The 13,697-nt window shown below is 63.1% G+C and carries 11 protein-coding genes; 5 read left to right on the forward strand and 6 right to left on the reverse strand.

Annotated features, from left to right (window positions below; genetic code table 11):
- Positions 1-26: 26 nt before the first annotated feature.
- The 5 genes from ACDK93_RS16085 (at position 27) to ACDK93_RS16105 (ending at position 5,048) form a co-directional block, all read left to right on the forward strand.
- On the forward strand, positions 27-587 hold the full coding sequence (locus ACDK93_RS16085) for a cysteine hydrolase (RefSeq protein WP_458069960.1): 561 nt from the start codon (positions 27-29) through the stop codon (positions 585-587).
- Positions 588-589: 2 nt separating this feature from the next.
- Positions 590-919, forward strand: a complete 330-nt coding sequence (locus ACDK93_RS16090; protein ID WP_458069962.1) for a hypothetical protein — start codon at positions 590-592, stop codon at positions 917-919.
- Between the two features lie 6 nt (positions 920-925).
- The gene (locus ACDK93_RS16095; RefSeq protein WP_458069963.1) at positions 926-2,200 is read left to right on the forward strand and encodes an MFS transporter; all 1,275 of its coding nucleotides are present in this window, start codon (positions 926-928) and stop codon (positions 2,198-2,200) included.
- A 475-nt stretch (positions 2,201-2,675) separates the two neighbouring features.
- Positions 2,676-4,181, forward strand: coding sequence for a phospholipase D family protein (locus ACDK93_RS16100; RefSeq protein WP_458069964.1), 1,506 nt, complete (start codon positions 2,676-2,678; stop codon positions 4,179-4,181).
- Between the two features lie 129 nt (positions 4,182-4,310).
- Positions 4,311-5,048, forward strand: a complete 738-nt coding sequence (locus tag ACDK93_RS16105) for an ABC transporter substrate-binding protein (protein WP_458069966.1) — start codon at positions 4,311-4,313, stop codon at positions 5,046-5,048.
- Between the two features lie 382 nt (positions 5,049-5,430).
- Here the strand turns inward: ACDK93_RS16105 and ACDK93_RS16110 are convergent, their stop codons facing one another.
- The 6 genes from ACDK93_RS16110 to kdpB form a co-directional block, all read right to left on the reverse strand.
- A complete protein-coding gene (locus ACDK93_RS16110) occupies positions 5,431-6,126 on the reverse strand; it encodes a response regulator (protein ID WP_458069967.1) in 696 nt (231 codons plus the stop codon).
- Positions 6,127-6,189: 63 nt separating this feature from the next.
- On the reverse strand, positions 6,190-8,856 hold the full coding sequence (locus ACDK93_RS16115) for an ATP-binding protein (protein ID WP_458069968.1): 2,667 nt from the start codon (positions 8,854-8,856) through the stop codon (positions 6,190-6,192).
- Between the two features lie 232 nt (positions 8,857-9,088).
- Positions 9,089-9,667, reverse strand: a complete 579-nt coding sequence (kdpC, locus tag ACDK93_RS16120; protein ID WP_458069970.1) for a potassium-transporting ATPase subunit KdpC — start codon at positions 9,665-9,667, stop codon at positions 9,089-9,091.
- 8 nt (positions 9,668-9,675) lie between these two features.
- Positions 9,676-11,163, reverse strand: a complete 1,488-nt coding sequence (locus ACDK93_RS16125; protein WP_458069971.1) for an outer membrane beta-barrel protein — start codon at positions 11,161-11,163, stop codon at positions 9,676-9,678.
- 129 nt (positions 11,164-11,292) lie between these two features.
- A complete protein-coding gene (locus ACDK93_RS16130) occupies positions 11,293-11,502 on the reverse strand; it encodes a hypothetical protein (RefSeq protein WP_458069972.1) in 210 nt (69 codons plus the stop codon).
- A 75-nt stretch (positions 11,503-11,577) separates the two neighbouring features.
- Positions 11,578-13,665, reverse strand: coding sequence for a potassium-transporting ATPase subunit KdpB (kdpB, locus tag ACDK93_RS16135; protein ID WP_458069973.1), 2,088 nt, complete (start codon positions 13,663-13,665; stop codon positions 11,578-11,580).
- Positions 13,666-13,697 lie beyond the last annotated feature (32 nt).

Genomic DNA, 13,697 nt, shown 5'->3' on the forward strand with positions numbered 1-13,697 from the left:
ATGCAAGATTTCCAAGGAGAACCCCCATGCCGCTCACCACGCTGGACAAGCACACCGCGCTGATCGTGATCGATCTGCAAAAAGGCATCGTCGGCCTGCCTACCGCGCATCCGATCGACGACGTAATCGGCAACGCTTGCCGCCTGATTGAGGCGTTTCGCCAGCGTGATCTGCCGGTGGTGCTGGTCAACGTCACGGGCGTTTCGCCCGGTCGCGTCGAACAATCGCGGCTGCGCGGCGAGTTCCCGCCCGGCTGGGCCGACCTCATTCCCCAGCTCAATCCGCAGCCGCAGGATCACCTGGTGACCAAGCGGACTCGCGGTGCATTCACCGGCACCGATCTGGACGCTTATTTGAAAGAACGCGGCGTTACGCAGGTCGTGGTGGTCGGTGTCGCCACCAGCGCGGGCGTCGAGTCCACCGCGCGCCACGCGTATGAGAACGGCTTCAACGTTACGCTGCCGGTCGATGCGATGACCGACCTGAGCCTGGAAGACCACACCCACAGCATCGCGCGCATTTTTCCGCGGATTGCCGAAACCGGCAGCACGCAGGATGTGATTGATCTGCTTGAGAGGAGGGCATGACCGTGGCCTGGCCCCCCTATATCGCCTGGTTCTTCGGCGGCGCCTTTCTCGCCAACGCCGTCCCGCATTTTGTCAGCGGCATGCTGGGCCGCGCCTTCCAGAGCCCGTTTGCCAAGCCGTCCGGCCGGGGACTGTCTTCGTCCACGGTGAACGTGCTGTGGGGCTTTTTGAATCTGGTCGTCAGCTATCTGTTGCTGTGTCATGTCGGCGAGTTCGACCTGCGCGCCGCCGACGACGCCTCGGCGCTCGGCCTGGGCATGCTTCTGATGGGCGTGATGATGGCGCGCCACTTCGGGCGCTTTCATGGCGGCAATACGCCGGTCGCCAGGTAAGTTTGCATGAAGGGCACGTTTCGCTCGCTAAGCAATCCCAACTATCGGCTGTGGGCCGGCGGTGCGATCGTGTCCAACGTCGGCACCTGGATGCAGCGCACCGCGCAGGACTGGATCGTGCTGACCCAGCTGACCCACCACAACGCGACCGCGGTCGGCATCGTGATGGGTTTGCAGTTCGGGCCGCAGCTGCTGATGCTGCCCTTCAGCGGTTTTGCGGCCGACCATTTGGACCGACGCAAGCTGCTGCTGGCGACGCAGGCCTCGATGGGCCTGCTGGCGCTTTGCCTGGGTCTACTCACCGTCACGGGGCTGGTGCAGCTGTGGCACGTATACGTATTCGCCTTCCTGCTCGGCTGTGCCGCCGCTTTTGATGCGCCGGCGCGACAAACCTTTGTATCCGAACTGGTGGGCGAGGCGGATTTGTCCAACGCCGTGGGCTTGAACTCCACCTCGTTCAACGCGGCGCGCATGATCGGGCCGGCGGTCGCCGGTTTGCTGATCGCCGGAGTCGGCACGGGCTGGGTGTTTTTGATCAATGCCTTCTCGTACGCCGCCGTGATCCTTTCGCTGTGCCTGATTCGTGTGGACAAGCTGCATCGCGGCGAACGCGCGGTGCGCAAGCGCGGCAGCCTGATCGAAGGGTTCCGCTATGTGTGGCAGCGGCCCGATCTGAAATCCGTGCTGTGCATGCTGCTGTTCGTCGGCACCTTCGGGCTGAACTTTCCGATCTTCATCTCCACCATGTCGGTGACTGCGTTTCACGCCGGCGCCAGCGAATACGGATTGCTGACGTCGATCATGGCGATCGGCTCGGTCGCCGGCGCCCTGCTCGCTGCACAGCGCGCCAAGGCGCACGTTGCCCTGGTCTTTGTCGCCTCCGCCGTTTTTGGATTTGGCCTGGCGCTGGCCGCCGTCATGCCCAACTACTGGTCGTTCGGCGCGGCTCTGGTGATCATCGGCATCGCCGCGCAGACCTTTACGACCACCGTGATCAGCACGGTGCAGCTGTCCACCGCGCCGGCGATGCGCGGCCGGGTGATGGCGATCGTCATGGCCATCGCCCTGGGGGGCACGCCGATCGGTGCACCCATCGTGGGTTGGGTAGCGGATACTTTTGGTCCGCGCTGGGCGCTGGTCGTCGGCGCCGCGGCTGGATTAGCAGCTGCCGCGGTCGGCCTGCGTTACCTCCGCAAATATCGGCAGCTGAGCGTGCGGCTCGACCGTGGCCGAGTCCGCTTCAGCGTGGACAACGGCGCAGCGTTGAGCGACTCGCTGTAAAACATGTTCAGGCGGTACGGCGAGCCCGCGGATAACTTCGGTGCAAAGGTGGATGTCGCCCATTCGTGAGCACTGCGGAAGCCTGGGCGAACTACTCCAGCCACGGCCACTTGGCGAACGGCACAGCGTTACCTATCATCGGGCAGCGCCGGCGGGCGGGCGCTTCGGCGTGAGCTGTGGCGGATCTCTAAAAGCGGTATGACCGCGCAGGGGCAAATCCAAGCTTGATTGTCGATCAGCGGGCTATTACCGGCGGCACGATCAGATGGCCGCTCTACTCGACCGCGCGGTGCGTTCATCTACGGCGAGAGGAATACCTGATAGAACTGCCGCCGCGATTGGCGCGGGGCAAGCAATAGACGAATGCATTCTCCCTACGCATAGGCAGGTTCCGACAGTGAAATTTGCGCCCACACCTAGGCACCTCATTACTGCGCTTGTTGCCATACTTTTGACGCTGACGGCGTGCTCCTCGGTGCGCAGCAACTACGTCAAAAAAACGTCTACCGCGTTGCCACCGGCGGTGGTGACACCGCGAGCCAGAAATATCGCAGCTCAGACCGACGATCACCCCACTGAATCCGGATTTCGCCTGCTGACCCAAAGCGAAAATGCGTTGATGAGCCGCATTACGCTGGCGGATCACGCGCAGCGTTCGATCGATCTGCAGTACTACGTATTCAATAATGACGCGACGGGTCGGCTGGTCATGCAGCACCTGCTCGCAGCGGCCGTTCGTGGCGTACGTGTGCGCCTGTTAATCGACGACATCAACCTGCACGACGAAATCGATGTACTGAATGCACTCAATAAGCATCCAAACATCAAAGTACGCTTGTTCAATCCGTTCATGACGCGCGACCCATCGACCGCATCCAAGGCGTTGCAGTTCGTTATGGACGCGCGCCGGCTCAACCGGCGCATGCACAACAAGTCATTCATCGTGGACAACAATGTGGCGGTGGTCGGCGGCCGTAACATCGGCGACGGCTATTTCTCCGTCAGCAAAGATCTGCATTTTCGCGATCTCGACCTGATCGCCATCGGGCCAGTTGTGCGCGAAGCATCGGATGCTTTCGATGCCTACTGGAATTGCGATGCGGCCTATCCGGTGACAGCATTCAAGGGCAAGCGTGCGACGCATTACGATCTGGCGAAGTTGCGAATCGACCTGACGCACGACGAACGCACGTTTGCGCAGTCGGATTATGCGCAGGCCGCGCTGGACAAACTCCCGGATGGCCCCTTGGCCGACCGTCCTGGAGCCTGGATGTGGGGCGATGCCAAGCTCGTAGCGGACGACCCGCAGAAAGTGACCGAAGAAAGCAGTAGCGGAGCACTGCGCATCGGGCCGCAGGTCAAGGCGATGACGGCACAGGCACAGCAAAGCGTGCTGCTTATCTCGCCCTATTTCGTACCCGGCGAGCAGGGCGCGCAGTACATCACCGATATGGCCCGTCGACATATCGCGGTAAAAGTGCTCACCAACTCGCTGGCGTCCACCGATGAACCAGCGGTGCATGTTGGCTATTCGCGCTATCGACGTCAGTTGCTGGCTAGCGGCGTGCAGATTTTTGAACTGCGGCCTGACCCGCATGCCAAACAAAAAACAACTGCGCGTGGACGATCGTCGGGTGTCAGCCTTCACGCCAAGGCGATCGTAGTCGACCAGAAGCAGGTCTTCATCGGCTCGATGAATCTCGATCAGCGGTCAAAAAATTTGAACACCGAGATGGGCATCATCGTGCAGTGCCCGGCCCTTGCTGCCGCAGTCACGCAGTTTTTTGACAAGGCCACGCAACCGAAGAACGCCTACGCGGTTGCCCTGGTCGGCCACGACGAGGCACACGCGGGGACGCTGCAGTGGACCGCCAGCGATGGCGACAGCATCGAAACCTTCCACCGCGATCCGGACGTCACATTGAAGCGCAGAGTAGAAGTGGTTTTTCTGAGATTGCTGCCCATCGAAAGCTTGCTCTGAATCCGGTGGTGAATACCCCGCATCCATGCGATATGCGAAGGCGATCGCTTAGACGAAAAGATCCTGCTGGATACGCCCATCCAATGACGACCAAATAGGGTCTGGAAACTCGCATATCGGAATTAAATCGTGACGAGCAAAGAGTCCATCAAGATGCGCTTTGCACCCACGGGCGTTCTACGAGCATCGATCAATCTGGGCAACCCGATACTCGCCAGCCGCGATCCGGCGACGGGAAAACCCCTCGGGGTTTCGATCGATCTGGCGATGGCCTTGGGGCGGCGTCTCGGCGTCGATGTCGAATGGGTCACCTTCGATACGGCGGGAAGATCCGTACAGGCCGTCGCCGACGAGAATGCCGATATCGGTTTCTTCGCCATCGATCCGGCGCGTGGCGAAAAGATCGCGTTCACTGCGGCCTACGTGCTGATTGAGGGCTTTTACCTGGTCCGCAACGCGTCACTCATAAAAACCAACGCAGATGTGGACAGACCGGAACATCACGTCGTCGTTGGCCAGGGTAGCGCCTACGATCTTTACCTCAGCCGCGAGCTCAAGCACGCGCAGATCGTCCGTGCACCGAGCTCACCGACCGTCGTCAGAACATTTCTCGCGCAGCAGCTCGAGGTCGCTGCCGGCGTCAAACAGCAGCTGGTGCAGCAGGCCGCTGGAGAAACGGGACTGCGCTTGTTGCCCGAGCGCTTTATGGTGATCCAGCAGGCGATGGGTATGCCCAAGAGCCGCGGCGATGAAGCCGCGCTGTTTCTGAGCCAGTTCGTCGAAGAGATGAAAGCCTCAGGCTTTGTCGCCGATGCGCTGGCCCGACACGGCATTCGCGGCGCGTCGGTGGCGCCGCCTTTCGAATAAATACCTCGCGCCTGGGGAGGTTGGGATGAACGTCAGCGAATCCCAACATCGCGGCTTGGACATGTTGGGATTCGCTTGCGCTCATCCCAACGTACTAACTGCCAGAGCGCTTTGGTGATCAAGCAGGCTCCCGGGCGCGCCCAGGAGCCTCGGCAAGGAAGCCGCCGTGTTTTTTGCTACAGTTCGCCGAAGAGATGAAAACCGCGGGCTTTATTGCCAATGCGCTGGCCCCTCCCGGCATCCGCGGCGCATCGGTGACGCCGCCTTGGTAGCTTGGGATGAGCGTTAGCGAATCCCAACATCGCGGCGCCAGCATGTTGGGATTCGCATGCGCTCATCCCAACCTACCAAGAGGCCTAACCCAGGCCATCGGCCTTGTTGCTCAGCCGGCGCCGAGAAAGCGGTAGCCGACGCCGGGCTCGGTTTTCAGCCAGCGCGGCGCGGCGGCATCGTCACCGAGCTTCTGGCGCAGCTTGCCCAGCACGATGCGCAGGTAGTGGGTGTCCTGCACGTGGGTGGCGCCCCACAGTTCGCGCAGCAGCTGCTGCTGGGTGACGACGCGCCCGGCGTGGCGCAGCAGCAGCGCCAGCACGGCGTACTCCTTGCGCGTCAGCGACAAGAGCGCACCGTCCAGATGCACTTCCCGCCGCGCCAGATCGATGCTGAGATGCCCGTCGTCGTAACGCTGCTGGGTCGCCGGCTCACCGGGGCGACTGCGCAGCAGCACGCGCAGTCGCGCCATCAGCTCCTGGATGCCGAAGGGCTTGGTCACGTAGTCGTTGGCGCCACCGTCCAGCGCGCGCACTTTTTCCTTTTCGGCATCGCGCACCGTCAGCATCATCACCGGCACCTGCGTCCACTGACGCAGCTCGGCCAGCACGTCGTGGCCCTCGCGATCGGGCAGGCCGATATCGAGAATCACCAGATCGGGCGACTGCGTCACTGCCAGCGCCAGCCCTTCCGCCGCGTTGGCCGCGAGAAACACCTCGTAACCTTCCGCGCGCAGGCCGATATCGAGGAAGCGCCGGATCTGCGCCTCGTCGTCGATCACAAGAATGCGTGGAGAAGCCGAGGTCATGGCAGATCGATCGTCATAAGGTCATGGCAAGGTTCGTCGTTTGAATCCGCTGGCGAGCCAGCGTCACGGCTCCGAGCCCGGCGGCGCCGGCAGCGGCAGACTGATACGGATGGTGGTGCCGATCCCATCGCCTGGCAAGGCCTCGACGCTGCCGCCGTGCGCGCCGATCATGCCGCGGCAAATGGCCAATCCAAGGCCGGTGCCCTGCGGCGCGCGATCGCCGCGCGAGACGGAATAAAACATATCGAAGATCTGCGCGCGCTCGGCCTCGGGAATACCGGGGCCGCGGTCGCTGACGTCGATCAGCAGGCGCTCGTCCTTGGTCTGCACGGTAACGCGCACGGCTTCATCGGCGGGCGAGAAGCGCGCCGCGTTCTCCAGAATGTTGAACAGCGCCTGCTCGATCAGCGCCGGGTGCACGTACAGCAGAATCGGCTCGTGCGGTGTCACGGTTTCCACGCGCAGATCGGGAAACAGCTTGCGCAGGCGCGTGATAGCGGCCGCGATGATCTCGCTGCTGTCGGTCCAGTCGCGGCTGAGCTTGAGCGTGCCGTGGCCCAGCCGGGTCATATCGAGCAGGTTCTGAATATAACGATCCAGCCGCTGGCCTTCACCGAGGATCGATTGCAGCAACTCGGTGCGTTCTTCCTGCGGCAGCTTGGCCTCATAGCTGATCAGCGTGCCCGCGGCGCCGATCATCGAGGCCAGCGGCGAGCGCAGATCGTGCGAGACGGAGGACAGCAGCGCGTTGCGCAGGCGCTCGGTTTCACCCTGCACGCGGGCACCTTCCAGCTCGTCGGACAACCGTGCGCGCTCCAGCGCCTGGCCGATATCCTGCGCCATCGCCAGCGCCAGGCTGCGGCGGTCGGCGTCGGGTTCGCCCTCTTCCGGATCGAAGCGCAGGCCGATTACGCCAAGCTGCCGGGTATCGCTGCCAAGGGGAAGCACCCAGCACGGCGCGGCGTTCAAGGTGTCGGTAAAGCGGCCCGCCTGCTCGCCGTGGCGATCGCTCCAATCCGCCGCGGCCATGTCCTGCGCCGTGAATGCGCGCTCGCCGGGCGCGCTGGCGACGACGCGCAGCACCTGCTCGGAGTCGCGCGCCAGCATCGAAGCCTCGCAGTGAAGCACGCGCGCCATGGCCTTGCTGCCGACATCGCGGATGCCATTGGCGTCGGTGCTGGTACTCAGCTGTTGGCCCAGCGTGAGCAGTGCCCGGGTTTGCGCATGCGCGGAGCGCAGCGATTCCACCTGGCTGGCCAGCCGCGTTGCCAGCCGGCTGCACACCAGGGCCGCCACAAGGAACAGCGTAACGGCAAGCACGTCGTCGAAATTGGCGATTTCCAGCGTGTAACGCGGTGGCGCGAAGAAAAAGTTGTAGCCCAGAAAACACAGAATCGCCGTATAGACGGCCACTGTCATACGCGTTCGAACCGCCACTACCTGCACAGCCGTAAGAAAGATCAGCGACAGATTGGCGACGGACAGATAGCGGTCGGCGATGAACGAAAGCCCGAAGGCCACGAAGGTCGCCAGCGTGGCGTACACGTATTCGCCGCGGCTGCCGCGATCGCGCGGCAAGCGCAGCCGACGGCGCGCCTTGGCGCGTTCGGCCGGCGTGGCGATGATGGTCAGCTCCATATGCGCGCCGCGGCGCAGCAGCATCTGGGTCAGCGAGCGGCCCAGCATGCGGGCGAACGGACGCTCGCGCGTTCGCCCGAGAATGATCTGACCCACGCCCTCGCGGTCCGCGTGTGCCAGCAGCTCATCGGCTATCGAGTGGCCGCGCAGGATGATGGTCTCGCCACCGAGCCGACGCGCCAGCCGCATCGCCGCATCGCGCTGCTCGCGCCGCGCCGGATCCAGCCGCGTGCCGGTGTCGACGTAGGCCACGCTCCACGGCGCACCGCGGCGCTCGGCGATGCGCCGCGCGACACGCACCAGATAGTCGCTTTGCGCATGGCCGTCGATCGCCGCGAGCACGCGCCGACGCACGGTCATGGCGCTGCCGCGCGCCAGCATGTGCTCGCGCAGGTCGCTGTCGACGTGATCGGCGATCGTGCCCAGAGCCAGTTCGCGCAGCGCGGCCAGATTCGTCGGCGAGAAGAAGGCATTGAGCGCTGCCGCCGCCGTTTCCGGCACGTAGACCTTGCCCTGCTTCAGCCGTGCGATCAGCTCGCGCGGCGGGAGGTCGATCAAGACGATGTCGCGCGCGTGATCCAGAAAGGCATCGGGCACGGTTTCGCGCACGGTGATGCCGGTGATGCGCTGCACCTGATCGTTGAGGCTCTCCAGATGCTGCACGTTGAGCGCGGTGTAGACTTCGATGCCGGCGTCGAGCAGCTCGGCGATATCCTGCCAGCGGCGCTCGTGGCGGCCGCCCGGCAGATTGCGATGGGCCAGCTCATCGACCAGCAGCACGGCCGGCTTGCGCGCCAGCGCGGCGTCGAGATCGAACTCGCTGAAGTCGCGCTCATGGTAGCGAACGGGCCGCCGCGGCAGCACCTCCATGCCTTCGAGCAACGCGGCGGTTTCTGCGCGGCCGTGGGTTTCGACCAGACCCACCACCACGTCGACGCCCTGGCGTTTCAGCTCGCGCGCGGCGGAAAGCATGGCGTAGGTTTTGCCGACGCCGGGCGCGGCACCGAGAAAAATCTTAAGCCGGTGGCTTTGCTCTTCGTGCGCGGTATTGAGCAGCGCATCGGCACGGGCTTCGCGGGAAGGTTCGGTCATGCGGCGCAACTCCGGTCCAGGGCGTCCCGACCTAGGTCAGGTTCTCCGCACGACCGGTTGCCGGCCTGCGCTATGAAGCATGGTAGCCCCCGCGTCATGAAAACCAATGCCGTCACGCGCGGATCAATAAAAATCGAAAACAAAAAACTGCGAGACGAAAGCCCGCCTCTCGGCTTGCGTCTTGCAGCATTCCCCAAGACCGGTTTCGGATCGACCGATCCACCAAGAGCCCTCAACCGCCGTGCGGCGCGTCCAGCGCGAGGTTGAGCTTGAGCACGTTCACGCGCGGCTCGCCGAGTATGCCCAGCGTACGGCCGCTGGTGTACTCATCGACGAGCGCCTGCACCTGCGACACGCTCAACTTGCGCGCCTGTGCCACGCGGGCAAGCTGGTACTGCGCCGCGGCCGGCGAAATTTCCGGATCCAGACCGCTGGCCGACGCGGTGATCAGATCCACCGGCACCGGCGCCTTGTTACCGGGATCGACCGCATGCAGCGCATCGATGCGCTGCTTGATCGCGTCGATCAGCGCCGGATTGGTCGGACCGGTGTTCGAACCGCTGGACGAGGCCGCGTTGTTCGGGTTCGGCGACGTGGCCGACGGCCGACCCCAGAAGTACTTCGCATCGGTGAACGACTGGCCGATCAACGCCGAGCCGACCGGCTTGCCGTTCTTCTCGATCAGGCTGCCGTTAGCCTGCCCGGGAAACATCACCTGCGCCAACCCGGTGGCGAGCAGCGGATACGCGATGCCGGTGATAACCGTCATCAGCAGCAGCATGACGATGGATTGACGCAGTAATTTGGCCATGATGTTTCTCAGTAGTGAAGAATGGCGTCGAGCAGCGCCGTGGTCTGGTAGTTTTTCTTGCCGTTGTTATAGGCAGGAAAATCGTACGCGTGCTCGTAGCGGAATTCCGGCCGAATTTCGACGTCCGGCGTGACCCAGTGCGTCAGCCCGATCGTGTGGCTGGAATAACGCGTGGCAAAACCCGTGCGCTGCCCCTGCTCGTCGTTGTAGAACTCGTTGCGAATCGAGATCATGTTGCTCGGGTTCAACTCGATGTTGAAATAGTTGACGATGCCGAACGCCGGGTTGTGCCCGAGCGGGAAGTTAGGCGCCTCGCCCAGCGGGTAACCCGGCTCGCCTAACGGCGCATGCGCCTGCGACGGATCGGTGGCGAGCGACTGATTGCGCACGAACATGCGGTACGCCTCGGTCAGCATGTGCACGTTCGGCGAGAAGCGATGCCCCCAGGTGAGCACGAATTCCTGCAGGTTGTTGTAACTCTGGTTGCTGTGGTTGTACGACTCCACGCAGGGGTAAAGCATGTCGTCGTTTGACTTTGAAACCCAGCGAACGCAGGCCTGCGCGCTCAGTCGGCTGGTGTCATCCCAGATGGCGGAATCATCGCCACCATGAACGCCCAGCTGCACGGTCCACTGATCGTTGAGCTTGGTCGTCGTGATGATGCCCATATTCGTATACGCATCGACCGTGTAGAGAATCGAATGCGTCAGCAGGTAATTGTTCGGCGAGAACTGCGCCTCGATATCCGGCAGCGACAGGTAACGACCAGCCGTGATCACCATGCCCTGTGCCACCCAGGGAATGTACAGATCGACATACCCGATCATCGGGTCATTGCCGTAGACAAGCCCGCCCTGCGGACCGTTGGAATTGGGGTGGTTCAGCAGCTGATCGCTGGTGACGCCCTTCATCGTGGTGTAGTGGTAGTCGTAGCCGTACAGATCGTCAAAGTGAAAGCCCCAGTCGATGTGATCGGTCTGCACCGTATCGGGTAGTCGCTCGATCCGAAACAATGCCTGCTGGAATTCCACCCGGTTCGGCCGCGTGGCATAGGACAGCGGATAGTTGGTGAAGCTCGATGAGCTGAGGTTCATCGACGGATTGATCCAGCCATACATTTCGATGCGGTTCTTCTGCATCCAGTGACCGAAACCGGTGCACGCCAGGGCTTTTTCCAGCGGGTACTGCGAGTTGGTATCCGGCACACCGATCGGGTTGTCGACGCCGCCAAGCTGCCACTCGCTCGACGGGAAGGGCGGCGAGCTGAAAGGCGCATCCATACCGCGCCGGGCCGGCGACGCGGCGTTCGGATCGGCTGGCTCGGCATCCTCGCGGTAGGCGGCCACAAAACGGCTCAAAAATCCGGCCGAACAATCGCTGCTCGATACCTTGGCCGTCGCCGGCGCGGACATGGCCGACTGCGAATCCGAAGTGAGCGCTGCGCCGGCCGAGGCGTCGACCGTGGCCATGGCCTGACCGACCGGCATTATCGCCATGAGGATCGCGCCGGAAAGAAGTGTCTTGTACTGCATAAATGTCAAAGCCCCTGCAACTGCGGTCCGTGCCGGACCAGACTGGTGGTGAAATAAGTGAATGGTTAAGTGTGTCGCGGTAAGTTCTTTTGATCAGATGCCGGCGTAACCGCCGAGCTCGTAGTCGTCGTTGACCGCGCTGAGCGGATTCACGCTCACGACCGCTGGCTTGGCCAGATCAATTCGCGTGCCCGAGGGCAGTGCGATAACAACTTCGCAGTCCGAATCATTGGCCGACAGGCGCAGCTCCATATCAGGATGGGTTGCGTCGGGTAGCGAGACAGAAAGCTTCAGGGTTTGCATCGACAGACTCCAGGGAGAAGGAAGTCGTCATGTCAACTCAGGCATGACGGTGAAAATGAATCAGGCCGGCTACGCTCAGGCAAATCCGCAAACGACGAGCAGCATGTCGATGATCTTGATGCCGATGAACGGCACCACGATGCCGCCCAGGCCGTAGACCAGCAGATTGCGACGCAGCAGCGCCCCTGCGCCCAGCGCGCGGTACTTCACGCCCTTCAGCGCCAGCGGAATCAAAAAGATGATGATCAGCGCGTTGAAGATCACCGCCGACAGAATCGCGCTCTGCGGCGTGGCCAGATGCATCACGTTCAGCGCGTTGAGCGCGGGATACGTGGTGGCAAACGCCGCCGGAATGATCGCGAAATACTTGGCGATATCGTTGGAGATCGAGAACGTGGTCAGCGCGCCGCGGGTGATCAGCATCTGCTTGCCGATCGCCACCACTTCGATCAGCTTGGTCGGGTTCGAATCCAGGTCGACCATGTTGCCGGCTTCCTTCGCCGCCTGCGTGCCGGTGTTCATCGCCACTGCAACGTCGGCCTGAGCCAGCGCAGGGGCATCGTTGGTGCCGTCGCCGCACATCGCGACCAGGCGGTTTTCAGCCTGCATGTCGCGGATCAGCTTCAGCTTCGCTTCGGGCGTGGCTTCGGCGAGGAAATCATCGACGCCGGCTTCGGCCGCAATCGCCGCGGCCGTCAGCGGATTGTCGCCGGTGATCATGATGGTCTTGATGCCCATCTTGCGCATCTCGGCGAAGCGCTCCTTGATGCCGACCTTGACGATGTCCTTGAGCTCGATCACACCGAGCGCGCGCGCACCTTCAGTGACGATCAGCGGCGTGGCACCGCGACGGGCGATGTCCTCGGCCATGCGCTTGACCAGCGGCGGCAGGTGGCTGCTCTGCGCTTCCAGGTGACGCTCGACCGCATCCAGCGCGCCCTTGCGGATCTGGCGCGAGCCAATGTCGACACCGCTCATGCGGGTCTGCGCGGTAAACGGCACGAACTGCGCTTCACCCTCGGCCAGCTGCGGTTCGCTCAGACCATGCTTGTCCTTGGCCAGCACGATCACGCTGCGACCTTCAGGCGTTTCATCGGCCAGCGAGGCGAGCTGCGCCGCTTCAGCCACGACGTGATCGGCAATACCCGGCGCCGGATGAAACTGCACGGCCTGACGGTTGCCCAGCGTGATGGTGCCGGTCTTGTCCAGCAGCAGCACGTCCACGTCGCCGGCGGCTTCCACGGCGCGACCCGACGTGGCGATGACGTTGGCGCGAATCATCCGGTCCATGCCGGCAATGCCGATGGCCGACAGCAGCGCGCCAATGGTGGTGGGAATCAGACAGACCAGCAGCGCGATCAGCACCGTCAGCGTGATCGGATGGCCGGCGCCGGCTACTTTGACGCTGTAGATCGAATACGGCAGCAGCGTGGAGCACGCAAGCAGAAAGATCAGCGTGAACTTGGCCAGCAGAATCGTCAGCGCGATTTCGTTCGGCGTCTTGCGGCGCTTGGAGCCTTCCACCATCGCGATCATGCGGTCGAGAAAGCTCTCGCCCGGGTTGCTGGTGATGCGCACCACTACCCAGTCGGACAGCACCTTGGTGCCGCCGGTAACGGCGCTGCGGTCGCCGCCGGATTCGCGGATCACCGGCGCAGACTCGCCCGTGATCGCGCTTTCGTCGACGCTGGCAGCGCCCACCACCACTTCGCCGTCGCCGGGAATTTGCTCGCCCGCCATCACCATCACAAAGTTGCCGGTGCGCAGTTCGCTCGATGGCGTCATGGTGATCGCGGCGTTGCGATCGGCGCTGGCGAGCTTGTTGGCGAGTACGTCCTTGCGCGAGCTGCGCAGCGCGTCGGCCTGGGCCTTGCCGCGGCCTTCGGCCAGCGCTTCGGCAAAGTTGGCAAACAGCAGGGTGAACCACAGCCACAGGCTGACCCAGAAGATGAAGGCGGTCGGCGCCTCGCCGTGGCCGGCCAGCGCCTGCACCCACAGCAGCGTGGTCAGCACGCTGCAGACGAACACCACAAACATCACCGGGTTGCGGAACTGCAGCCGCGGCGACAGCTTGCGGAACGAATCACCGAGCGCGGCAATCACCAGCGCGCGGTTGAAGTTGCTGACGGGCGCGTTGCCCATCGTTTCAGTATGCGAAGTCATGCAATCAGTGTCCCGATAAGATCGATGGCGAG

The organism is Rhodanobacter sp. BL-MT-08 (genome assembly GCF_054161255.1).